Source organism: Streptomyces sp. NPDC013157 (assembly GCF_042899865.1).
In the GTDB taxonomy this organism is placed as follows: Bacteria; Actinomycetota; Actinomycetes; order Streptomycetales; family Streptomycetaceae; genus Streptomyces.
In genome coordinates this window covers 58856-80993 of sequence record NZ_JBIBAK010000003.1, presented here as the reverse complement: position 1 = coordinate 80993, position 22138 = coordinate 58856, and the positions used below count along the sequence as shown (strand labels likewise).

19 protein-coding genes and 2 pseudogenes are annotated in these 22138 nt (G+C 71.3%); 9 read left to right on the top strand and 12 right to left on the bottom strand.

Features of this window, described 5'->3' with window-relative positions; genetic code table 11:
* Nucleotides 1-43: 43 nt before the first annotated feature.
* Nucleotides 44-859 carry a fumarylacetoacetate hydrolase family protein gene (locus ACFY6U_RS10485; protein WP_390036713.1) on the bottom strand — a complete coding sequence of 272 codons (816 nt, stop codon included), beginning with the start codon at nucleotides 857-859 and terminating at the stop codon, nucleotides 44-46.
* A 147-nt stretch (nucleotides 860-1006) separates the two neighbouring features.
* Between ACFY6U_RS10485 and ACFY6U_RS10480 the strand changes: the two genes are divergently transcribed.
* On the top strand, nucleotides 1007-1441 hold the full coding sequence (locus ACFY6U_RS10480) for a RidA family protein (RefSeq protein ID WP_390036711.1): 435 nt from the start codon (nucleotides 1007-1009) through the stop codon (nucleotides 1439-1441).
* Between the two features lie 100 nt (nucleotides 1442-1541).
* Here ACFY6U_RS10480 and ACFY6U_RS10475 read toward each other — a convergent pair whose 3' ends face one another.
* The 6 genes and pseudogenes from ACFY6U_RS10475 to ACFY6U_RS10450 form a co-directional block, all read right to left on the bottom strand.
* The gene (locus ACFY6U_RS10475) at nucleotides 1542-2840 is read right to left on the bottom strand and encodes a phytoene desaturase family protein (RefSeq protein ID WP_390036709.1); all 1299 of its coding nucleotides are present in this window, start codon (nucleotides 2838-2840) and stop codon (nucleotides 1542-1544) included.
* 176 nt (nucleotides 2841-3016) lie between these two features.
* Nucleotides 3017-3142 (bottom strand): annotated as a pseudogene (locus ACFY6U_RS10470) (FAD-dependent oxidoreductase); the annotation flags it as partial.
* A gap of 397 nt (nucleotides 3143-3539) precedes the next feature.
* A complete protein-coding gene (locus tag ACFY6U_RS10465; protein WP_390036707.1) occupies nucleotides 3540-4604 on the bottom strand; it encodes a sugar ABC transporter substrate-binding protein in 1065 nt (354 codons plus the stop codon).
* A 57-nt stretch (nucleotides 4605-4661) separates the two neighbouring features.
* Nucleotides 4662-5933 (bottom strand): sugar ABC transporter permease, encoded by a 1272-nt coding sequence (locus ACFY6U_RS10460; protein WP_390036705.1) that lies wholly within the window; start codon nucleotides 5931-5933, stop codon nucleotides 4662-4664.
* Nucleotides 5926-6711 carry an ATP-binding cassette domain-containing protein gene (locus tag ACFY6U_RS10455; protein ID WP_390036703.1) on the bottom strand — a complete coding sequence of 262 codons (786 nt, stop codon included), beginning with the start codon at nucleotides 6709-6711 and terminating at the stop codon, nucleotides 5926-5928. Before ACFY6U_RS10455 ends, ACFY6U_RS10460 begins: the two co-directional genes overlap by 8 nt.
* 36 nt (nucleotides 6712-6747) lie before the next feature.
* On the bottom strand, nucleotides 6748-7836 hold the full coding sequence (locus tag ACFY6U_RS10450) for a sugar ABC transporter substrate-binding protein (RefSeq protein ID WP_390036701.1): 1089 nt from the start codon (nucleotides 7834-7836) through the stop codon (nucleotides 6748-6750).
* Between the two features lie 388 nt (nucleotides 7837-8224).
* Here ACFY6U_RS10450 and ACFY6U_RS10445 point away from each other — a divergent pair, with 388 nt between their 5' ends.
* The 4 genes and pseudogenes from ACFY6U_RS10445 (at nucleotide 8225) to ACFY6U_RS10430 (ending at nucleotide 12705) form a co-directional block, all read left to right on the top strand.
* Nucleotides 8225-10666 (top strand): SpoIIE family protein phosphatase, encoded by a 2442-nt coding sequence (locus ACFY6U_RS10445; protein ID WP_390036699.1) that lies wholly within the window; start codon nucleotides 8225-8227, stop codon nucleotides 10664-10666.
* On the top strand, nucleotides 10653-11756 hold the full coding sequence (locus tag ACFY6U_RS10440; RefSeq protein ID WP_390036697.1) for a sugar ABC transporter substrate-binding protein: 1104 nt from the start codon (nucleotides 10653-10655) through the stop codon (nucleotides 11754-11756). Before ACFY6U_RS10445 ends, ACFY6U_RS10440 begins: the two co-directional genes overlap by 14 nt.
* A gap of 339 nt (nucleotides 11757-12095) precedes the next feature.
* Nucleotides 12096-12583, top strand: a pseudogene (locus ACFY6U_RS10435) (dehydrogenase); the annotation flags it as partial.
* Nucleotides 12556-12705 carry a hypothetical protein gene (locus ACFY6U_RS10430; protein ID WP_390037673.1) on the top strand — a complete coding sequence of 50 codons (150 nt, stop codon included), beginning with the start codon at nucleotides 12556-12558 and terminating at the stop codon, nucleotides 12703-12705. The pseudogene ACFY6U_RS10435 and the gene ACFY6U_RS10430, both read left to right, overlap by 28 nt.
* Here the strand turns inward: ACFY6U_RS10430 and ACFY6U_RS10425 are convergent.
* Entirely contained in the window at nucleotides 12696-13313 is a 618-nt protein-coding gene (locus ACFY6U_RS10425; protein ID WP_390036695.1) for a TetR/AcrR family transcriptional regulator, read from the bottom strand. The two genes, ACFY6U_RS10430 and ACFY6U_RS10425, sit on opposite strands and share 10 nt — an antisense overlap.
* A gap of 322 nt (nucleotides 13314-13635) precedes the next feature.
* Here ACFY6U_RS10425 and ACFY6U_RS10420 point away from each other — a divergent pair, with 322 nt between their 5' ends.
* Both ACFY6U_RS10420 and ACFY6U_RS10415 read left to right on the top strand, forming a co-directional pair.
* On the top strand, nucleotides 13636-14814 hold the full coding sequence (locus tag ACFY6U_RS10420) for a YbfB/YjiJ family MFS transporter (protein WP_390037600.1): 1179 nt from the start codon (nucleotides 13636-13638) through the stop codon (nucleotides 14812-14814).
* Nucleotides 14815-15373: 559 nt separating this feature from the next.
* Nucleotides 15374-15925, top strand: coding sequence for a YbhB/YbcL family Raf kinase inhibitor-like protein (locus ACFY6U_RS10415; protein WP_390036693.1), 552 nt, complete (start codon nucleotides 15374-15376; stop codon nucleotides 15923-15925).
* Between the two features lie 123 nt (nucleotides 15926-16048).
* Here the strand turns inward: ACFY6U_RS10415 and ACFY6U_RS10410 are convergent, their stop codons facing one another.
* The gene (locus tag ACFY6U_RS10410; protein WP_390036691.1) at nucleotides 16049-16702 is read right to left on the bottom strand and encodes a DsbA family protein; all 654 of its coding nucleotides are present in this window, start codon (nucleotides 16700-16702) and stop codon (nucleotides 16049-16051) included.
* A 49-nt stretch (nucleotides 16703-16751) separates the two neighbouring features.
* Nucleotides 16752-17396, bottom strand: coding sequence for an SDR family NAD(P)-dependent oxidoreductase (locus ACFY6U_RS10405; RefSeq protein WP_390036689.1), 645 nt, complete (start codon nucleotides 17394-17396; stop codon nucleotides 16752-16754).
* A 332-nt stretch (nucleotides 17397-17728) separates the two neighbouring features.
* Between ACFY6U_RS10405 and ACFY6U_RS10400 the strand changes: the two genes are divergently transcribed.
* A complete protein-coding gene (locus ACFY6U_RS10400; RefSeq protein WP_390036687.1) occupies nucleotides 17729-18424 on the top strand; it encodes a type 1 glutamine amidotransferase domain-containing protein in 696 nt (231 codons plus the stop codon).
* A 68-nt stretch (nucleotides 18425-18492) separates the two neighbouring features.
* Here ACFY6U_RS10400 and ACFY6U_RS10395 read toward each other — a convergent pair whose 3' ends face one another.
* A complete protein-coding gene (locus ACFY6U_RS10395; RefSeq protein WP_390036685.1) occupies nucleotides 18493-19404 on the bottom strand; it encodes a helix-turn-helix transcriptional regulator in 912 nt (303 codons plus the stop codon).
* Between the two features lie 212 nt (nucleotides 19405-19616).
* Here ACFY6U_RS10395 and ACFY6U_RS10390 point away from each other — a divergent pair, with 212 nt between their 5' ends.
* Nucleotides 19617-20591, top strand: coding sequence for an aldo/keto reductase (locus ACFY6U_RS10390; protein WP_390036682.1), 975 nt, complete (start codon nucleotides 19617-19619; stop codon nucleotides 20589-20591).
* 709 nt (nucleotides 20592-21300) lie between these two features.
* Here the strand turns inward: ACFY6U_RS10390 and ACFY6U_RS10385 are convergent.
* Nucleotides 21301-21936: an MFS transporter gene (locus ACFY6U_RS10385; RefSeq protein ID WP_390036680.1), complete on the bottom strand. Its 636-nt coding sequence runs from the start codon at nucleotides 21934-21936 to the stop codon at nucleotides 21301-21303.
* Nucleotides 21937-22138 lie beyond the last annotated feature (202 nt).

Genomic DNA, 22138 nt, shown 5'->3' with positions numbered 1-22138 from the left:
GGGCGGGTGTCAGCGGGCGCTGCGTCGGTGGAGGGGCGGGGCCTCAGCCGGTGAATCGCACGGTGTTGCGCAGCGTGCCGATGCCGGGGATCTCGGTCTCCACGACGTCTCCGTCGGCGAGGAAGCGCTGGGGCTCCCGGGCCACTCCGACGCCGCCGGGCGTGCCGGTCAGCACGAGGTCGCCGGGGCGCAGCACGGTGAAGGTGGAGATGTACGCGAGCAGGTCGGCGGCGTCGAACACCAGCGTCTTCGTGGTGTCCCGCTGGACCTCCTCGCCGTTGACCCGGCAGATCACCTCCAGGCCCGCGGCCGGGTCGACCTCGTCCGGGGTCACGACCACGGGGCCGACGGGGGTGGAGGCGTCCCACGCCTTCCCCTGGAACCACTCCAGGGTGCGGTACTGCCAGTCGCGCACCGAGATGTCGTTCGCCACGGTGTACCCGGCGATCCCTGCCAGCGCGGTGGCCCGGTCGGCGCGGCGCAGGGTGGCACCGACCACCACGGCCAGCTCGGCCTCCCAGTCCACCCGGAGGCCGGCCGGCAGCACGATGTCGGCATCGGGACCGGCGAGGGTGTCCGCGTACTTCGGGAAGAGCGTGGGGTACGACGGCAGCTCGCGCCCCGTCTCCCGGATGTGGTCGGCGTAGTTCAGCCCGCAGCAGATCACCTTGCCCGGAGCGGGCAGCGGCAGCACCGGAACGGCGTTGGCCAGAGCGCCCCCGGCCAGATCGGCGGCCCGCCGGACCGGCACCGTCGCCAGCAGGGCCGACAGGTCGGCGGCCGGCAGCGCGCGCCAGACGCTGCCGTCGAGCACCGCGGCGCTGGTACCGGCGGCGTGGGCGACGGTGGAAAGACGCATGGGTTCTTCTCTCTCTTCGGCGCTGCGCGCCCCCTCGGATATTTCATTATTTCCGCGAGCGTCACATCTCTGTCAATAGATGCTACGGTGTGGCGCCAGACAGCACAGGCCCGACACAGCCCCGGCAACGCCCCGCAGGAGCTCTCCATGGCGACCAACTCCGCCCCGGTTCCGGTCAACCCCGCGTCCTTGCCCAAGCCCAGCGGCTACTCGCACGGAACGCTCAGCGGCAACACGCTCTACCTGGGCGGTCAGACCGCTCTAGACAAAAACATGAAGATCGTTCCCGGTGGCATCGTCGAGCAGTTCAGGCAGGCGTTCGGGAACATCCTCGCCACGCTGAAGGAGGCCGGCGGCGTCCCGGAGGACCTGGTGAGCATCACGCTCTACCTGACCGACATCCCCGACTACCAGGCGCACGGCCGGGAGATCGGGGCGGTGTGGCGCGAGCTCGCGGGGCCGGTCTATCCGGCGATGGCCGGCATCGGCACCACGGGCCTGTGGCAGCCCGAGGCCCTGATCGAGATCCTCGGGGTCGCGGTCATCCCCGACGAACGCCTCGTCCGGCCCGCCACGACCTGAACCTCCGGGTTCTCGCGGGAGAACGACATCCGCCCCGGTCGTCACCCGAGAGATCTCTCCGGCGACGACCAAAGCGCTTCCCTGCATCATGGCGACGACGTCAGTGCCCACGCGAGCGGCGGCCCCGGCGCAGCAGCTGCCGGGCGGCGAGATGGCCGGATCCGCCGCCGAGCCCCGGGCCGGGGTGCGTCGAGGCGCCGATGTGCCACAGTCCGGGCACCGGCGTCGCGTGCCGGGAAGCGGCCGGCAACGGGCGCCACAGCAGGTTCTGGTCCAGCTCGGCCGAGCCGCCGTACGGATCACCGGCGACCGCGTCGGGGTTGGCCGCCTGCAGGTCGGTGGGCGTGAGGACGTCGAAGGCGAGCAGCTTGTCCGGCAGATCGGGGGCGTGCCGTGCGACCCGGGCCAGCACCCGGCGGGCGTACCCCTGCGCCAGCTCCTTCGTCCAGCCACCGGACACGTCGAGTTCCTCCCCGGCGTCCCCGGCCGGCGTGAAGGGCAGCTCCTGGAGCTGCAGCCAGAGCGCCGCGCCGCCCTGCGGAACCCGCGAGGGATCCAGCACGTGCTGCTGCCCCACGACGACCGTCGGCCGACGCGGCAGCAGACCCGCCTCCGCCTCGGCACAGGCGATGCCGGTGCTCGCCGAACCGTCGCTGAGATGCAGCAGCGGAACTCCGGCCAGGCGGTCGTCGTTCCAGGTCAGCGGCGCGGAGAGCGCGACGTGGATCTGCATCGCGGCTCGCCCGTGCCGGAACCGGCCGGCCTGCGCGTGGACCGCGGAAGGCACGCGGGCGTCGGCGGGCAGCAGCTCGCCGTACAGCGCCGACGGGGTGACGGAGGCCAGGACGGCGCGGCGGGCGAGCAGGGTCTCACCGCCGCAGACGACGCCGACGGCACGCCCGTCGCCGTTGACCACCACACGCTCCACGGTGTGTCCGGTACGGACGTCCGCCCGCAGCTCGGCGAGCAGTGCCCGGAACGCGTCCACGAAGCGTCCGGCCCCGCCCGCCACCACCGGCAGGCCGAAACCGTGCACGGTCGCGGCCAGGATCGGGAGCATCGGCGCACCGGAGGCGTGGTCGGGCGACAGCCCGGCATGCAGCAGCCAGGGCACCCACAGCAGATCCGCCTCGTCCCCGTGGAACGCGCGGCGGCAGTAGGAGCGACCGCTGGTGACCGTGTCCCGCAGCCAGGCCTCCGTACCGGTCGGCTTCTCGTGGCGCAGCAGCTCGACCGCGTGGCGCACCACCCGGGGAGAACGCGGTTCGCTGCCCAGGAAGCCCCCGATCGCGTCGGCGTTGTCGAGGAAGCGCTGCAGCATCGCGAGGTAGGCGGTGCCGTCCTCCGGGTGGGTGAACGCCGCCGCGGTCGCCTCCGGATCACGGTGGGCCAGAACCACCCGGCCGTCGTCCGCGACCGTGCCGGTGACGAACGCGTCGGCGTTGAGGTAGCGCAGGCCGTGCCGGTACAGGTCGGCGCCGAGCGCGGCGTACGCGGGCCCGAGACGAACAGCGGATGCCAGGAGGAGTACGTGTCGTGCAGGTATCCGGGCACCGTACGTTCCTCGGTGGCGATGAAGCCGCCCAGCCGGTCCGCGCGCTCGACGAGGGCGACCGACCAGCCCGCCTTCGCGAGTTCGGCGGCGGCGACCAGGCCGTTCACCCCGGACCCGACGACGACGGCGTCGACCGTAGTGGCCATGTGTGCTCCTGTCGGGTGTCGAAGCCCACGCCCGGCACGGGGCGGACGTTCCGCCGGCGGCTTGCGGACGGTAGCCGGACCCGGAGGTTCGACGGCATGCCGGCACAGACGCGGAGGGTTCCTCAAAAAGTACGGCCCGCGCCATCGGCCGGCTGTCCGCTGAACGCGGCGCCGGCCGTCCGCCTGAGGTCCGGTGACCGTGTCCGTTCTCCGGCCTGGTGCGGCAGCCGAGGCTGGATCGGTGGAGCGCCGTGGAAGCTGACGGACGGCCTGATGACCGCTGCGGGTGTGACGGTGTACCCGGCCGGGTGCATCGGTGAACGCAACACCGCCTATGAATTCGGCCGGTACGCACCGGGTTTCCTTCTCGTGGGCGACGACAGTGGTGGCGGCGGTGTCAGCCGAGGCTGTGGCCCCACAACGAGGGGTCGGTGCTCTTGAGGCTGGGGACGCCGCCGTACGTGCCACCGTCGACGGTGACGAGCGGGGCGGAGAGCTGGTCCTCCAGAAGCCCGTCGCGGATCCGAACGATGGTGCTGTGATGGTCGGTCCTGCCGGGCTTGAACGTCTTTCCGTCGATCGCAGCCTTCAGGTAGTACAGGGCGTACTTGGCGTACAGGTCGGCCGGCTGGGACACGGTGGCGTCGATGTGGCCCTCGGAGATGTTCTCGAGTTCCCTGGGAATGCCGTCGTTGGAGACGACGAACACGTGTCTCCTGTCCTTCGGGCCGACCAGCAGCCCTTCCTGCCTCAGCACCTGGAGCGTGCCGGACAGGGCCAGGCTGGACTGCATGTAGACGCCCTTGATGTCGGGGTGGGCCGTCAGGTCGGTCTGGAGCTTCTGCGCGGCGACGGCGCCGTCCCAGTCGGTGGTCTCGCCGAACACCTTGATCCCCGGGTAGTTCCTCTTCATGCAGTCGTTGAATCCCTCGGTGCGGTCTCGGCCGTTGACCGACGCGAGGTCGCCCTCCAGCATCACGACCTTGCCCTTGCCGCCCAGCTTGGTGCCCAGGTACTTGCACGCCTTCTCGCCGTAGGCGCGGTTGTCCGCGCGGACCACCATGTAGACCCTGCCGGTGTCAGGGCGGGTGTCGATGGTGACGACCGGGATCTTCGCCGCCCGCAACTGCGCCAGGATCGGCGCGATGGCAAACGTGCTCTGCGGGGCCATCGCGATGCCCTTGGCGCCCTGGAGGATGAGCGTCTGCGTGTTGGCGGCGAGTTTGGCCACATCGTTCTGCGAGTTGGTGGTCCTGAGCGAGAGGCCGTACCGCTTGGCGTACTCCGGTGTGTAGGTGATGTACGCGTACCAGAAGTCGGTGTCGGAGCGCGGGTAGTCGACGCCGACCAGCGGCTTGCCGTCGCCCGGCGTGGCCGTGCTGCTGCCGCCGCTGCAGGCGCTGAGCAGCGCCAGTGCCGAGAGGGCGGAAGCAGCGGAGCAGAGGACGGATCTCAACCTCATCGGTACTTCCACATGCATGTGAAAACATTTGTCATTATATCTACTAATTCGTCACGATCAGGCGCGCCCGTGCGCCTGCTGCGTGTGCCGGGACAGCGAGTCGAGGACCACCGCGGCGAAGAGCACCCCACCCGTGATCACCAGCTGGACGGCGGTGGGCGTGTCGGTGAGGGCCATGCCCGAGGCGATCGACTGGATGACCAGCATGCCGAGCACCGCGGACCAGGTCGTACCGCGGCCCCCGAACAGGCTGGTGCCGCCGATGACGGCGGCGGCGATGGCGTTCAGCAGGAGGACACCGGAGCCGGAGTTCTGGCTCACCGACGTGATGCGCGAGGCCAGGAACAGGCCGCCGGTCGCCGCCAGGGTGCCGGAGACCGCGAGCACGGCCGTCTGTACGCCGGTCACGTTGAGGCTGGCGCGACGGGACGCCTCGACGCTGCTCCCCAGCGCGTAGACCTGCCGTCCGTAGTGCGTGCGGCGGAGCATGATGTCGAGGCCCGCCACCACGGCGAGGAAGATCAGCAGAGCCAGCGGCAGGCCCTGGAACTGGTTCAGCACGTAGGCGGAGGCGAACGCGATCACCGCCACTGCTCCGGTGCGCACCCCGATGGCGTGCAGCGGGCGGTGTGGCATTCCGACGGCCCTGCGGCGGCGCCTGTTCAGGTAGGCGTCGAGGAAGACCAGAGCCGTGGCGAATGCCGCCACCGCATAGGCGACGCCGGCGTTGGTGAAGTAGTAGCTGGTCAGGTGGGCGATGAGCCCGTTCTCGTCGAGGTTGACGGTGCCGCTGGTGCCGAGGACGGCGAGCATGAGGCCGTTCCACGTCAGCAGCCCGGCGAGGGTGACCACGAAGGCCGGCACCCGGGTCCTGGCGACGGAGTACCCCTGGACGGTCCCCGCCACGGTGCCCGTCAGCACCGCGGCGATCAGGGCAAGCCATTCCGGCACGCCGTTGTCGACGCTGAGCACGGCGAAGACCGCGGCGGCGAACCCGCTGATCGAGCCGACCGACAGGTCGAGTTCACCGAGCAGCAGCACGAAGACGATGCCGACCGCGATGAGACCCGTACCGACGATGTCCACGCTGAGGTTGGACAGGTTGCGGGGGGAGAGGAAGGCGGAGTCGATGCACTGGAAGACGATCCAGACCGCGGCGAGGACGAGGGTGACGGGAAGGTGGCCCAGTTCACCGGCGCTCAGCCTGCTCCGCCGGACGGTGATCCAGGCCGCCACGGCGCGGGTGACGGCCCTCCCGGCACGGTGCTGACGGGCTTCTGCGGTGGCGGCTGCGGGAGCGGCCCTCGTCCCGTCCGGTATGTCAGGCATCGCTCTCCGCCTCGGGGTGGGCCGGCCGGCGGGGCGGGTTGTCCGTGGCGCCCGTGATGGAGGAGATGATCTGCTCCTGGGAGGTGGTGCTCACGTCGAAGAAGCCGTTGTTGCGGCCGAGCCGCAGCACGGCGGCCCGGTCCGCGAGGGCCTTCACATCGCCCATGTTGTGGCTGATGAGCAGGATCCCCAGGCCGTGGTCACGGAGACGGTCGACGAGGTCGAGGACCTCGGTGGTCTGCTCGAACCCCAGCGCCGCGGTCGGTTCGTCCAGAAGAAGGACGCGCGGATCGCCGAGCAGCGAGCGGGCGATGGCGACGGTCTGCCGCTGGCCACTGGACAGTGACACCAGCGGACCGCGCAGAGCGGGGACACTCCGGGTCAGGCGCTCCAGCAACTGCCTGGTGCGGCGCTCCATCTCCACCTCGTCGAGGAAGCCGAACCTGCGGATCTCCCGTCCGAGGAAGAGGTTGCCAACGACATCGAGGTTTCCGCACAGCGCCAGGTCCTGGTAGACGGTGGCTATGCCGAGGTCCCGGGCTTCCTGGGGACGCCGTATCTGAACGGCCCGGCCCTCCCACTCGATGCTCCCTCTGTCCGCGGGAGCCACCCCGGAGATCACCTTGACCAGCGTGGACTTGCCGGCTCCGTTGTCGCCGAGCAGGGCGAGGACCTGCCCGGCGTGGATCTCCAGCTCGATGTCCCGGAGGACCTCGACGACGCCGAAGCGCTTGCGCACGCCGTGCAGGGCGAGCAAGGGGGGCGGCAAGAGAATCAACTCCTTCCCCGGCCCGGGACCGGCCGGTCCCGCCTGTCAGGTCAGCCCGGCCCTGCGGCACTCGCCCGCGAGCGGCGGGGCACAGATCTGCTTGAGCGTGTACACGCCGTCCTTCACCACGGTGTCCCCGATGGTGGCAAGGGTGACGGACACCGGGGTGAGCAGCACGGCGGGAACCACCTCGCCGCTGTGGGTCTTCACCTGCCCGGTGGCCACCCCGTCGAGGCGCTGACCACGGGCGGCGGCCACGGCCATGGCACCGCCCGCGGCGGCCTCGGGCCCGAAGGGCTTGTAGACCGTCATGTACTGTTCGGCGCCGACTATGCGACGTACGGCCGCCAGCTCGGCGTCCTGCCCGGTGACGGGCGGCAACGGGCTGACCTTGTCGGCCTTGAGGGCGGCGATACTGCCGGCGGCGAGGCCGTCGTTGGCGGCGTAGACGCCGGTGATACTGCCGGCGCCCAGGGCGGAGACGGCTTCGGTCATGTTCAGGTCCGCCGTCTCCGTGCTCCACTCGGGTGTGTCGTACTCCTTGGCGATCGTCACCTTCCCCTGGAGTTCGGACAGTGCGCCCTGCTTGAACGACAGCGCGTTGGGGTCGCCGGGGTCGCCGTTCATCATCACGATCCGGCCGTCGTGCGCCTTGGCGCCCATGGCTGTCAGCAGCGCCTTGCCCTGGAGCCTGCCGACCTCCTGGCCGTCGAAGGAGACGTAGCCCGAGATCGGGCCTTCGGCGAGGCGGTCGTAGGCGATGACCGGGATGTGCGCGGCGGCTGCCTTTCCCACCGAAGCGCTCATGGCCCTGGCGTCGACGGCCGCCAGCACGATGGCGTCGACCCCGTGGGCGATCGACGAGTCCATCTGTTCCTGCTGGATGGCCACGTCACCTTTGGCGTCGGCGTGCTCGATCGTGCAGTCGCCGCACAGCTGCCGGATCCTCTGTTCCAGCAGGGGCCTGTCCCGCGTCTCCCAGCGGGCGGTGGTGGAATCCGGCAGCAGCACGCCGATCTTTCTCGCGCTCCCTGGGTCGGAGATGTTCCCGGTGCCCGATCCGCAGGCGGTGAGGGACACGGCCGTCGAGACCGCGGCCAGGGCAAGGGCGGTGTCCCGGACGCAGGCAGTCATGCGCGAGGCCTCCCTCCTCCCTGAAGCCATGCGGCTGCAACCGCGGTTGCAGCCGCATGGCTTACCGGAGCGAGGCGGGGTCTCGGCCCGCACCCGCCCGGACCGGGCGAAAGCGGCAAAACGGCCACCTGCCAGTCTGGCACCGGCCATGGTGAACTGCGAACTCGGCGCCGCTCGGCCCGGGTAATGGGGTTCTGTCTGGTTTGACCATATATGCGACTCTGGTGGGAGGAGTGCCCAGTGGCAGCGGGTCGGCACCCTCCGGCACGAACGGGAGGTGGATGCGGACATGCCTCACCACGGCGGTGCCCAGGCCGGACTCTCGCAGCCAGGGACAGTCGGGACCGGCGCCGCGGACACCGGCTCACCGCCGGAGCCGGAGCCCCTCATGGGGGTCCGCGCCCTGACGTTCGCCGGAGTGGCGCTGGCGGTGCTCTATGTGCCCGGCGCGGGCTGCGACGACCTTCGGTCGGTGGACACGGCCGGATGCGCTCCCGCCGAGTACGGGCTGCCCGAACGCCTGGCTCTGTCCGGCGGCTCGCCCGCGGCCCGCGCCTTCCGCGGCCCCCACCCCGTGTGGCTGACCCCCGCGGCACTCGCCTCCTACCCCGAGGGATGTCCGGCGCCGCCGCGGGTCCGGACATCCCTCGGTGCGCTGCCCCTCGGGCCCGAGGGCGGCAGGCTCGGCTGTCTCGTCGTCGTGGGCGCCGGTGAGAACGGCTTCGAAGCCGAGCAGCAGCGCTTCCTGGAGCGCTACGCCGAGGCGATCGCCGGGGTGCTGCAGAGCGGGGCCGGGGGAGGGGCGCCGCCGGCACCCTTGAGTTCCGCACTGCGCCGCATGCGCGTCGGCTCCTTCGTCCTGGTGCCGGAAACCGGCGTGATCGACGCGGACGAGACCCTGTGTGAACTGGTCGGCATCAGACCGGACGACTTCGACGGCAAGGCCGACTCCCTGCTCGCGCACGCGCTGCCGGAAGACCTGCATGCGCTGATGTCGGTGCTGGAGCCGTCCACCCGGACGTTCGGCCGACGGGAACTGGACTTCCGTGTCCGCCGCCCCACCGGCGAGATGCGCTGGCTGAGTCTGAAATGCCGAGTGGCGGCAGGCGCCGACGACCGGCCAGAGCAGGTGCTGGGCGTGGTGACGGCGACCTCGGTCCTGCAGCGGGACGCCGACGACGTCTCCCGGATCCAGTGGTTGACCGCCGCGCTCGACAGGACCGCCACCGTGCGCGATGTCAGCCGGGTGGTGATCACGGCCCTGCGTGGGCCCCTGAACGCCGACCGGGTGGCACTCGCCGAACTGCAGGACGAACGGCTCCAGGTCACCCTGCTCGACCCGCCGCAGCCCGCTGTCTGGCCGCGGACATGGCGTCTCCCGTGTGGTTCGGAGTGGCCCGACGCACCCCTCAGTGCCCTGCCCACCCTGCAGACGGCACTGCGCGACGGACGTATGGACCTGTGGCCGACGGGCACCGCCCTCGAACCGGGACTCGACGGCATCGGCCCCGGAGGCCTCGCGGTGCTGCCGCTGCCCGCCAGGGGCCGGGTGGCCGGCGTGTGCCTGATCGGCTGGGACCGGCCGCACGAGTTCGTCCCCGAGGAACGTTCGCTGCTGACCGCCACCGCCTCACTGGCGGGCCAGGCCCTCTCTCGCGCCCAGGCCCACGACGCCGAACAGGAACTCGCGACGATGCTGCAGCGCAGCCTGCTGCCGCGACGTCTGCCCGAGCTTCCCGGCGGGATCGCCGTCGCCCGCTACCTGCCGGCCCGGCGAGGACTGGAGGTGGGCGGCGACTGGTACGACGTGATCTCCCTCTCCGAGGACCGGGTGGCGCTGGTCATCGGCGACGTGCAGGGGCACAGTGCCGCAGCCGCGACGATCATGGGCCAGATGCGTACGGCGGTCAGGGCGTACGCGGTGGAGGGCCACCCGCCCGATGTGGTCGTCTCGCACGCCAACCGGCTGCTCGTCGGCATGGAGACGGATCTCTTCGCCACCTGCTGCTACGCCGAACTGGACATGGACGAGGGCGACATCCTGTTCGTCCGGGCCGGGCACGTCGCACCGCTGCTGCGCCATCCCGACGGCAGCACCGAGGAGGTCGAGGTCGAGGGCGGCCTTCCGCTGGGAATCTCCATGGAGGCGGAGTTCCCGATGACCGCGGTGGCACTGGCGCCCGGAACGATGCTCGCCCTCGTCACCGACGGGCTGGTCGAGGCCGCCGACCTGTCCCTGGACGAGGGAATGCGCCGCACGCGCGCCACCCTCGCCGCGGCCGACCCGTCGGATCCCGGGCGGGTGGCCGACGACCTGCTGGGCGACTTCGGCCGTCGTGAGGACGACGTGGCGCTGTTGCTGCTGCGCTACGACGGCATGAAGACCCGGCCGATCCGGTCGGGCTGGCTGGTGTGGCGGCTGCCCGACGCCGTGATGCACGCCCGCCGGTTCACCGCGCGCACACTGCGCCGCTGGAAGGTCGAAGAAGTCGCCGACCCGGTGCTGCTGGTGGTGTCCGAACTCGTCACCAACGCCCTGGTGCACACCCAGGGCCCGGTCAGTCTCGACCTGGTGCTCCGCGAGGACCGGGTGCGTGTCTGCGTGAGCGACTCCTCTCCGCGGGCGCCGGCCAAGCCCGTGATCGTGGACTGGGAGTCCACCGGCGGCCGAGGTCTGCTCCTGGTCGAGTCGATGTCGGAGTCCTTCGGCACGGTGCCGGTGGCCGGGGGCAAGCAGGTGTGCAGCGAGATAGCCGTACCTCGTCGGGAACCGGCTTCGGTGGGCGCCGAACCGGGCGCAAGGACGGGGACCGATCATGACGAGCCGTAGTCGGGGTGTGACATCCCGTGCGCCGTACGTCGTCGGCGCGCTTGTCGCGGGACTGCTGGCCGCGCCCTCGGCCGCCTGCACGGCAGGCGGAGAAGCGACCACCGACAGCTTCACCGTCGGCCTGCTGCTGCCGAGCCGGGTGGTGCCCCGCTGGGAGAGCTCCGACAAGCCGCTCATCGAGCAACAGCTGAAACAGCTCTGCCCGCACTGCCGCGTCACCTATGCCAACGCCGACGACGACTCGACGGCCCAGCGGCAACAGATGACCGCCATGATCACCAAGGGGGTCAGGGTCGTCATCCTCGGCGCCACCGACAACAGGGCGCAGCGTTCCTCCGTCCAGGAGGCGCACAACGCGGGCATCCCCGTCGTCGCCTACGACAGGCTCGCCGACGGCCCGGTCTCGGGCTACGTCAGCTTCGACAGCCTAAAGGTCGGCACGCTGCAGGGCCAGGCCCTCCTCAAGGCGATGCACGTCCCGCCCGGGGACGGGACCATCGTCATGATGAACGGCGACCCGACCAGCCCCAACGCCGCGTGGTACAAGCGGGGCGCGCTGTCCGTCCTGCACGGCAAGGTGCGGATCGGCCGTTCCTACGACACCCAGGGATGGAGCACGAACAACGCGAACGCCAACATGTCCGCCGCCATCTCGGCCCTGGGCCCGGGCCGGATCGACGGTGTTCTGGCCGCCAACGACGCCATGGCCACAGGTGTCATCTCCGCCCTCAAGAGCGCCCACGTCGGGCGCCTTCCACCGGTCACCGGCCAGGACGCCGACCTCGACGCTGTGCAGCGCATCGTCAAGGGCGAGCAGCTCATGACGGTGTACAAGTCCTTCCACGCGGAAGCCGAAGCAGCCGCCGCCATGGCCGTCGCCCTGGGCCGCGGCGAGAAGCTGCACACCATCGCCACGACGACGACCGACAGCCCCACCAACCGCGGTATCCCGTCCGTGCTCCTCACCCCGGTCGCCGTGACAACCGCCAACATCGAGCAGACCCTCATCAAGGACGGCGTGTACAGCTTCGCCCAGATCTGTACACCAGGGCTCCGGGCCGCTTGCGCGAAGGCAGGGTTGACTCCGTGAGGGGACGGAGGCCGGAACGGGTCCGGGCCCATCGGCCCGGCCGCAGCGGGGCGGTTCCCGCCCGGACTCTCGTCCCGCCCGGGTCCGGGCTCCGTGCCTCGGCCCGAGCTTCTGTGGGCTGTATGAAAGCGCGCACGGCATCCGGGCGGCCCGCCTCGGGACGAACCCCGGCGTACGGGCGCGTCCTTCGGCGAGTCGGGCCCGGACCGGAGTGGGTGACATCGCGTGCGCGTGTCGAGGCAGCCACCCACGCGCTCGGCGAGCGGCCTCCCTCCCCCTCGGTGTTGTGCTGCCGCCTGCCGTAGGCAGTTCCCGGCGCCGTCCCCGCCAGGTCACAACGGGGCGATCACGTGCTCACGCACGGGTGCCCTGCGCGCCGGGGCGCTGTTTCCCGGCGTCGACGACGGCCCGCTCCGGCACGGCGGTGGATTCGATGACCGTGCCGGGCTTGATGCCGTAGGCCTCCTTGACCTGGACCCCGCGGCTGCCGAGACAGGCGTGCCCGGGCCCTGGAACTGCTGCGGCCCGAGGGCGCGGTGGTGGAACTGAGCTGCTGCGGGGACCGGCGCGGCACGCTCCCGGTCGGCGAGGCCTTCCATTCCCGCCGGCTGTCCATCCGGGGCAGTCGGGTCGGCACCGTCTCCCCGGCCCGTGCCGACCGGACGTAGGCCGACCGGCTCGCCCTGGCCCTGGATCTCCTCGCCGATCCAGCCCTGGACGCCCTGATCACCGGCGAGAGTGCGTTCGAGGAACTGCCCGAAGTGATGCCGCGCCCGGCCGCCGGGGAGCAGCCGGCGCTGTGCCACCGCATCCGCTGCTCCGGCTGACCGGTGTGCGGCCCGGCCCGCGCGCGTGCCGCAGCTCGGCCGCGCTGCTCAGCACCGTGCTGCCCGCCGCCGACGGCGGCCGTCACGTCGCCCGGCCCGAGCCGCGGGCGAGTCAGGCGTGAGCCGGCACCTGCTGGTCCCGCACGCCCAGCAGGGCGCGGCAGTTCGGCCAGAGCGTCCCGAGCTGAGCGGGGTCGTTGTGCAGCTTGGCGAAGAGCACCTGGCCCTCGGTCAGCGCCACCATGGACCGGGCGACGGCGCGGGCGTCGGACACGGTCACCTCGCCCCGCTGCCGGGCCTCGGCCACGACCGCGGCGACCAGATCCACCTGGGTCTCGAAGATCTCCTGCAGGCGTCGGCGCACGGCGTCGGCCTGATTGCTCATCTCCAGGGAGAGATTCCCGAACATGCACCCGAGGACCGATCCGCAACCGTCCTGGCCGACGCGCTGCTGCGTCTCCATGGACTCGAAGAGCTGCCGCAGCCGCTGCATGGGCTCGGCGTCGCCGCTCAGCGCGGACTCCCACTCGCGCCGCTCGTCGGCCCAGTGCTGGTCGATCACGGCGAGCGCCAGAGTTTCCTTGGACTCGAAGAAGTAGTAGAAACTGCCCTTGGGAACGTCGGCCGTCTTGCAGATCTCGGCGACGCCAAGAGCCGAGTACCCCCGCTGTTCGATCAGTGACCGAGCGGCGGTGAGGATCTTGTTCTTGGCATCACTCGTCCGTCCCATGGCAAAAGTATATGACCGATCGACTATTTCGCGCGGGCCTGTCGGCAGCGGTCGTCCGGCACGCGTGCCCGCGGAGCATGGGACCGCCCTGGTCGGTGGGAGGCCGAGGTTCGCAGCAGCGAGGAAACGGGTCGTGGATTTCCCGGGCCGACCTGCGCAGCCTGTCTGTATGGCAAGAAGGCGAAACATCGGCTCCACGGTTCCCGGCACCGGCCGCGACGCGGTCACCGTACCCCTGCGAGACACGGCATCGGCCGCGAGGGGCGTGCCGCGGTCACCGTGGGTTCACGTCCTGCAGGCCGCGGCCGCTCTGGCGACGGGCATGGGCGTCGGCCGCTTCGTCTACACCCCCATCCTTCCGCTGATGCACGCCCAGGCCGGACTGTCGGCCGGCGCCGGAGCGAACCTGGCGACCGCGAACTACGTGGGCTATCTGATCGGAGCGCTGGCCGGCACCTTCGTCCCCCGGCTGGTGCGCTCCCCGGCGGTACTGCGCTGCTGTCTGCTGGCACTGGCCGCCACACTGGCCGCCATGGCGCTCACGCACAGCACCACCGTCTGGCTGCTGCTGCGCCTGGGCGCGGGCGCCTTCAGCGCGATGATCTTCGTGATCGCCGCCAGCTCGCTGCTCAGCCATCTGCGCGAGCACCCGGCCCACCTGCCCGGCTGGGCCTTCGGCGGAGTCGGGGCGGGCATCGCGCTGTCCGGCGTGCTCGTCCTCGTGCTGCGTACGGTCGGCAACTGGCAGGCCGCGTGGTGGGCCTCGGCGGCGCTGGCCGTGGTGCTCACGGTCGGCGCCTGGGGACTGCGTCCCGAGCCGGCTCCCCGGCAGGCCCCCTCGGCACCCGCACCGCGGGCCGGGTCGACCGGGCCGCGTACCCACCGCTGGTTCGGTGCCCTGTTCGCGTCCTACACGCTTGAGGGGATCGGCTACATCATCGCCGGCACCTTTCTCGTCGCGGCCGTCAACCAGACCTCGCCCGGCTGGATAGGCAGCGGCGCGTGGGTGCTGGTGGGCGTGGCGGCCATCCCCACCGCCGCCCTGTGGGCCGGCCTGGGGCGCCGCTGGTCCCGGCCGGACCTGCTGCTCACCGCGCTCGCCGTCCAGGCCGTGGGTATCGCCCTGCCCGCGCTGGTGGGGGGAGTGGCGCCCGCGCTGATCTCCGCGGTGCTGTTCGGCTCCACCTTCATCGGCGTGAGCACCCTGGCCCTGGGGGCGGGGACGCATCTGCGGTTCCCGCGTGCCGTCGCCCTGCTGACCGCCGGGTACTCGGTCGGTCAGATCCTCGGGCCACTGGCGGCGACTCCGCTCCTGCACCATGGCTACCACCGGGCTCTGCTCCTGGCCTCCTGCATCGTCCTGGCCGCGGCGCTGGCGGCCTTCGGGCTCCGCGTCAAGTTCCCGCACACCATGCCGGCGTGGCAGGCGACCCCGAGTGCCGGATCCGCGTCCGGCCGCGACCGGCTCGTGGCCGAGGCGAAGGCGGCCGCCGAGGCCTGAACGAACCTTCGGGGACGGGACACATGTGTCATCTCCGAGAGGGCTTCCCGTCGCTGTCGGCGATGCGGGCAGGGTGGCCGCGCGGTCGCTCGCGTGGGCCCCGCCGTTCCCGCTCGGACCTGCCCGGTCCGCGTGTCCGCCCGTCTCCCCGACGACAGGCTCCCGGGATCGGTGCACGGGTGTGGACGGTGAGGTCGCGTGCCGGCGTCCGCGCCCGCCTTGCCCGGCGCGTCCGTCCAGCTCGTCCCGCACAGCCGCTTTCGGAGTGTCCTGGCGGCCTGCGCGCTCCGCCGGATACCGATGGCTCACCGGTGGTACGGCGCTCTGCGTGGACGGCACGGCTGGCCTCCCTCGGGCCGGCGGAGGAGGCCTCCGACTCCGGCCGCACGGACCGTGGGACACGGAGAGACGCCTGACCGCATGCCGCCGGCCGAAGCCGTGCCTAGGCTTGCCTGGGCGCCTTTCGTGACAGAGCCCGCTGACCGGCCTGAAGGGCTGTCGTTCCGGGACACGGCGGCATGACCCTGGAGGGCCGGGCACGGAGAGTACGGAGACGAGCATGCCGCACCCCGTCGATCCCTACGACGCGCTGCCCCCGGTACCCGCGTTCACGCTGCGCAGCGACGACATCGCCGACGGGAAGACGCTGGACGTGGCGCAGCGCAGCGCCATCTTCGGCCGGCCGGGCAAGGACCGCTCCCCGCACCTGGAGTGGAGCGGGCATCCGTCCGGGACGAGGAGTTTCGCCGTCACATGTTTCGACCCGGATGCTCTGACGGTCAGCGGTTTCTGGCACTGGGCGGTCCACGACATCCCCGCGTCGGTGAACGAGCTCGCCGCCGGCGCGGGAGACCCGGCCGGAACACACCTGCCCGCCGGGGCGAGGACGCTGACCAACGACGCCGGCCGGCGCGGTTTCCTCGGCGCCGCACCAGCGCCGGGGGAGGAGCCTCACCGGTACATGTTCGTCGTTCACGCGCTCGACGTCCCCACCCTCGACGACGTGACGACGACGGCGAGCCCCGCCTGGCTCGGCTTCCGGCTCGTGGCCCACGGCCTGGCGCGGGCGAGGCTCACGCCGGTGTTCGGGATCCCTGGTGGATCGGGTTGATCACGTCGTCATCACCCGGCCGTGGATCCCCCGCGGTGAGGCGGCGCTCGTCGTGCGTGGTCCCCCAGGGGCCGACCCTCCCTCCTCGGACTTCGGCCGTCACCGAAGTCCGAGGGGCGCACGTCAGCTCAAGTCGGGACCGCCGGTGCGGGTGCGCTTGATCTCGTAGAAGCTCGGCGCGGAGGCCACGGCGATCACGCCGTCCCAGAGCCGGGCGGCGTCCTCGCCCTTGGGGGCGGGGTTCACGACGGGTCCGAAGAAGGCGACCGGATCGCCGCTCGGTTCGGCGCCCGGGACGGCGATGATCGGGCTGCCGACGTCCTGGCCGACCAGGGTGATGCCCCGGGCGTGCGACGCGCGCAGCTCGTCGTCGTAACGATCCGTGTCCCCGGCGGCAGCCAGGTCCGTGGGCAGCCCCGCATCCTGCAGGGCCGCCTCCAGCGTGGCCCGGTTCTTCGGCTGCTGCTCCGGGTGATAACGGGTCCCCAGGGCGGTGTACAGCGGCTCCAGCGCCTCGGGTCCGTGGAGGAGGCGGGTAGCCGTCAGGACGCGTACCGGCGCCCAGGCCTCGCCCATCAGCACGCGGATGTGTTCGGGCAGTTGGTCCAGCCGGTCCTCGTTCAGGATGGACAGGCTCATGACGTGCCAGGACACCTTCACGGGGCGCCGGTCGGCGACGTCGCTGATCCAACGGGACGTCAGCCAGGTCCACGGGCAGACGGGGTCGAACCAGAAATCCACCGGGGTCGGGGACTCGGGGGAGGCGGGCGCGGCCATGGGAACTCCTCTTGCCGTTGCCGGGGGTGTCGTTGCGGGCCGGGGAAAGTCAGTCGCCGGCGCGGAAGCCGGTAGCGGCCGACAGGTCGGACCAGGCGGCCAGATCGTCGGTCAGTTGCCGCTGCCCCTGCTCCACCAGACGCACGGCGTCGCTGCCGAGCACGAGATGGACGGGCGGCTCGTCACTGTCGAGGACCCGGCGAACGGCCTCCGCAGAGCGCACCGGGTCGCCCGTCTGGTTGCCGTCCTTCGCCTGCCGGGCGGCACGGATCGGGCCGAACACCTCGTCGTAGTCCGGTACGGTGCGCGGAACACGGACCATGGAGCGGCCCGCCCAGTCCGTGCCGAAAGAGCCGAGCGCCGGCGAGGTCAGGTGGATGCCGAACCCGGCGACCTCCTGGGCCAGTGAACCGGCGATGCCCTCCATCGCGAACTTGCTCGCGCCGTAGAAGGCCACCCCGGGCAGTGCCGTCAGCCCCGCCATGGAGGACACGGTGAAGATGTGGCCGCGGCGTCGGCCCCGCATATGGGGGAGGACCGCCCTGATGACGGCGACGCTGCCGAACACGTTGACCTCGAACTGCCGGCGTGCGTCCTCCACGCCGGTCTCCTCGACGGTGCCCTCCAGGCCGTACCCGGCGTTGCTGATCAGCACGTTGATCGCGCCGACGGTCCGTTCGACGTCGTCGACCAAAAGTCCTGCCCATGAGAGTCTCCTGCCGCAGAAGTAATAGCCGACCGGTCGTCCAGAGCGCTGGTTTGCCATTTCACCCGTGTCGAAGGCGCACGCCGGCCGATGGAACATGTCACGTCACCTATGGCGGTCACCGAGTCGCACGCGGGTCGGTCGGACGCGGTGCGCGGCGTGCGGCCGGGCCCGGGGCGTCGCCGAGTTGCCCGACTGCAGTGCTGGACGTGCAATGAGGAAGAAGCTCGCTCATGCCCGGTCAAGTATGTGTCCGAGCTGAATTCCACGCATTTCCCAGCTCGTTCGAGCGGTTCCCGGGGACTAGGAGGTCAGGTGCCATGGCGAGAGTCCTCTTCATAGTGAGTGGGGCGACGTACTGGGTGCTCAAGGACGGGACCCGGTATGCGACGGGTTATTGGGCGGAAGAGTTCGCGATGCCGTACAAGAAGATCACGGAGGCCGGACACGACGTCGTGGTCGCGACACCCGGCGGCGTGACCCCGAACGTCGACATGATGAGCCTGCGTCCGTCGATGGCGGGTGGCGAGGAGGGCGCCCTGGAGCTGGAGGAGATCATCCGTTCCGCTGAGGTGATGCGGCGGCCCCTCAAGCTGTCGGACGTCCGCCTGGAGGACTACGACGCGGTGTACCTGCCCGGCGGCCACGGTCCGATGTCCGACCTGGCATTCGACGCCGACGCCGGCCGGCTGCTGACGGCGCAGTTGGCTTCGGGCAGGCCACTCGCCATCGTGTGCCACGCTCCGGCCTCGATGCTGGCCACCAGGATCCACGGCGAGTCCCCGTTCAAGGGCTACCGGGTCACGTGCTTCACCGACGAGGAGGAAGAAGGCGTCGGCCTGGCCTCCCGGGCACCGTGGCTGCTGGAGACGGAGCTGAAGGAAAAGGTCGGCGTCGACTTCAGCCGCGGCCCGATCTGGGAGCCGTACATGGTGGAGGACCGCAACCTGATCACCGGCCAGAACCCCCACTCGGCGACGGTTCTCGCCGACCGGCTTCTTGAGGTCCTGAAGTGACCGGGTAGCAGTGGCGGGAGGAACACACTCCCGCTCGCGTGCGCGTGCGGACGGCGGCCCCGGCCGTGTCAGTGCCGTCCCGGTTCGGTGCGCTGGTCAGGAGCGGGCGCGTCGGCGCGGAGGGCTGGGCCGGGGGTGCGCTGCGTGCCGAGCATGTCGAGCAGGAGCATGGCGTCGTGGTCGGGGGTCCCGGGGTCTGCGTAGTAGGCGACGAGGCGGTGGCCGGGGGTGCCTTCGAGCTGCATGGTCTGGTAGCCGAGAGTGACGTCGCCGACCTGGGGGTGGTGGAAGCGCTTGGTGCCGGGGCGATGCGGGCGGACGTCGTAACGCTCCCACAGACGGGCGAAGTCGGCGCTCTTGAGGAGGAGTTCGCCGAGGAGCTGGGCGAGGTCGGGGGCGTCGGGGTCGGTGCCGGCCAGTGCGCGCAGGCGGGCGACGCAGCCGCGGATGCGGGTCTCCCACTCGGGGAACACCTCGCGGGCGGCGGGGTGGAGGAAGTAGTAACGGGCGAGGTTGCGCTGCTTGGCCGGCCAGTTTTCGATGCCCGCGTACAGGTGCAGGCCGCCCGGGTTGGCGGCGAGTATGTCCAAGGTGCGGCTGAGGACGTAGGCGGGGCTCGGCCGCAGGTTCTCCAGCAGCAGCCGGACGCCCGGCCGGACGGTGCGGCTGGGCGCGGTGGGTGGCTCGGGGGCGGTTCGGGCGGCCAGTCGCTGCAGGTGCTCGTGCTCCTCCTCCTGCAACTGCAGCGCGCGGGCGAGGGAGTCGACGACCGAGGGACTGGGCCGCGTCTCCCTGCCGCGTTCGAGGCGGGTGTAGTAGTCGATGCTGACTCCGGCGAGGGTGGCGAGTTCCTCGCGGCGCAGCCCCGGGGTGCGGCGCAGCCCCGGGCCGGTGGGAAGGCCGGCCTGCTCGGGGGTGATCTGGGTGCGGCAGGCGCGCAGGAACCCCGCCAGGTCGTTGCTGTGCTGGTCAGGGCTCATACGCCCAGTGTGCCAGTCGCGATGCCCGTGTCAGGCGGCCGTGGGGGGCCGTGCTACTCCCTGGAACGGCGCTCCCCCGCACCCTCCGGCCTGCCACACGTTGCCCGGGAACGCGACGGTGGAGGAGCCGCCGGGACACGACGCTCCAGCGGCATTACGTCCACGGGCTGCGACACGGCAGCCTGCCGTTCCGTACGAAGGCAGAACACAGCATGCGCACCACCACTCTGGGCAACCACGGACCGAAGGCCGGCGTCGTCGGCCTGGGCGCCATGGGGATGAGCTTCGCCTACGACATGGCCACCCCGCGCGACGAGGCCACTTCCGTCTCCGTCATCCACCAGGCCCTCGACCTGGGCATGACCCTGATCGACACCGCCGACGTCTACGGCCCCTACACCAACGAGGAGCTCGTCGGCCGGGCCCTGGCCGGTCACCGCGACCGTGCGGTCGTCGCCACCAAGGTCGGCATGGAGTGCATCGACCCCACCGGTGGCCCCGGCGGTGCCCCCCTGGTGAGGCCCAACGGCCGGCCCGAACATGTCCGCGCCGCCATCGACGCGAGCCTGCGCCGTCTGCGCACCGACCACATCGACCTCTACCAGCTCCATCGTGTCGACCCCGAAGTACCCCTCGAGGAGACCTGGGGCGCCCTCGCCGAGGCCGTCATCGCAGGAAAGGCCCGCCACATCGGCCTGTCCGAGGTGAGCGTGCAGCAGATCCGGCGCGCCGAGGCGATCCACCCGGTCACCACCGTGCAGTCCGAGTTCTCGCTGTGGACGCGAGACGTCCAGGCCGAGGTCCTGCCCTACTGCGAGGCACACGGCATCGGCCTGCTGCCGTACTCGCCGCTGGGCCGAGGCTTCCTCCTGGGGCGCTTCTCCTCCTTCGACGAACTCCCGGAGAACGACCAGCGCCGGCGCCTGCCCCGCTTCCAGCAGGACAACCTGCGCGCCAACCTGGACATCGCGGGCAAGGTCCGCGAGGTCGCCGACCGCATCGGCGCCACCCCCGCCCAGGTCGCCCTCGCCTGGCTCGTCGCCCAGGGCGAGCACGTCGTCCCGATTCCCGGCACCAAGACCCCGAAGTACCTCGCCGACAACGCCGGCGGTGCCGACGTCCGACTGTCCGCGGCCGACTTCGCCGACCTCGACGCCATCCCGGCCCCCGTCGGCGCCCGCTACTGACCGCCCCGCCCGTCGGAACCGTCCCCACCTGCACCTGATGCGGTGCGGGTGGGGCAGGGTGTGCGGTGATCAGGGACCGAAGGGACCGGGAACCGGTGTACCGCCCGGAAGCATCGATGACGCGTCCGTCGCAGGCGATGTGGCCGCCGTTGCCCACCTGGTGGTAGTGGAACCGTTTGTGGTGGGCGCGCGGTGCCCAACTCCGCGGCGCCTGCTGGATCTCGCCGGGAAACACCATGGGGGCGTCCGGGACGGACGCCGACACGGCGTCGAAGTTCCCGGCGTTGTTCTCCCGGTACGGACGCGAGAAGGAGACCGCCGTGTGCGTGACCCACCGTGAACCGGCAGAGCGTGATGCCGTCGAGCAACTCGTCCAGGGTCAGCACGCGCTCGGGATGGCCGCCGCTGTAGGTCCAGGCGCCGAACTTGTCGCACATCCAGGCAGCGAGTCTGCTGTACGCGGTTTTCCCGTCTGCGCTCAGACCGGACGGCACGGGAGACGTACCGCCGATAGCCGAGCCGCTCCATCAGCACGGCACGGCCCGGGGGCGCGCGACGCGGTCGGGGTCCCAGCCGGTGGCGGCCGGCGTTCCGAGAAGCCGTCGCCGGGCGGCGACGGTCGGGCCACCGTGTCGCCATGATGCGTCGGCGCAGATCCGTCAGAGCCCGCTCGTGAATGTGCACACGCAAGGGGCTCTCTGACGGGGTGTCAATTCTGCACGCCGGGCCGCAGCAGCAGGCTGGCCGCGGTGGCCGGCAGGACGAGGGAAGCGGCCGTCAGGAGGCTGATGCGCAGGCCGTCGTGGAAGCTGCTCGCGTTCGCGACCAGGGCGCCGAATGCGGCGACGGCCAGGGCGCCGCCGAGTTGCCGGGAGGCGTTCAGCACGCCACTGGCGGTGCCCGCCCGCTCGGCCGGAACCCGGTCCGGGAGCAGGGCGGTCACCGAGGGCAGCGCGAGCGAGCCCCCGGCGCCGACCGGGACCATCAGCGCCACCAGCGTCCATACGGGCACGGACACCGGGCTGAGACTGAGCACCGCGAGGCCCGTGGACATGACGAGCAGCCCGGTGACGACAGGCACCCGAGGCCCGGATCTCACGGCCATCCAGGCCGAAGCCCGGCTGATGAACGCGGTGAGCACCGTCATCGGCACGAAGGTATGGCCCGCGGCCAGTGAGGACAGCCCTCGGCTCTGCCGCAGGTAGAGGCTGAACAGGAAGATCATGCCGTAGAAGCCGACGTTGACGGCGAAGCCCGCGGCGGCCGCGATGCGCATCGTGCGTGAGCGCAGCAACTCCGGTGGCACCATCGGGTGCGCAGCGCGCGCCTGCGCGATGAGGAACACGGGCCCCGCCACCACGGACAGTGCGAAGGCCGCCAGGACGCGCGGCTCCCCGAATCCGGCGGCGCCGGCCTCGACGGCGCCGTAGGTGAGGGCGCCTCACGAGGCCCGGCGCGTGCTGCGCCCACCCTGGGGTCCCGCCTGCGCCACGGCGGGGCAACGGTTCCACGTGTCCAGGAGATCTGAACAGTGCACATGTGCTGTG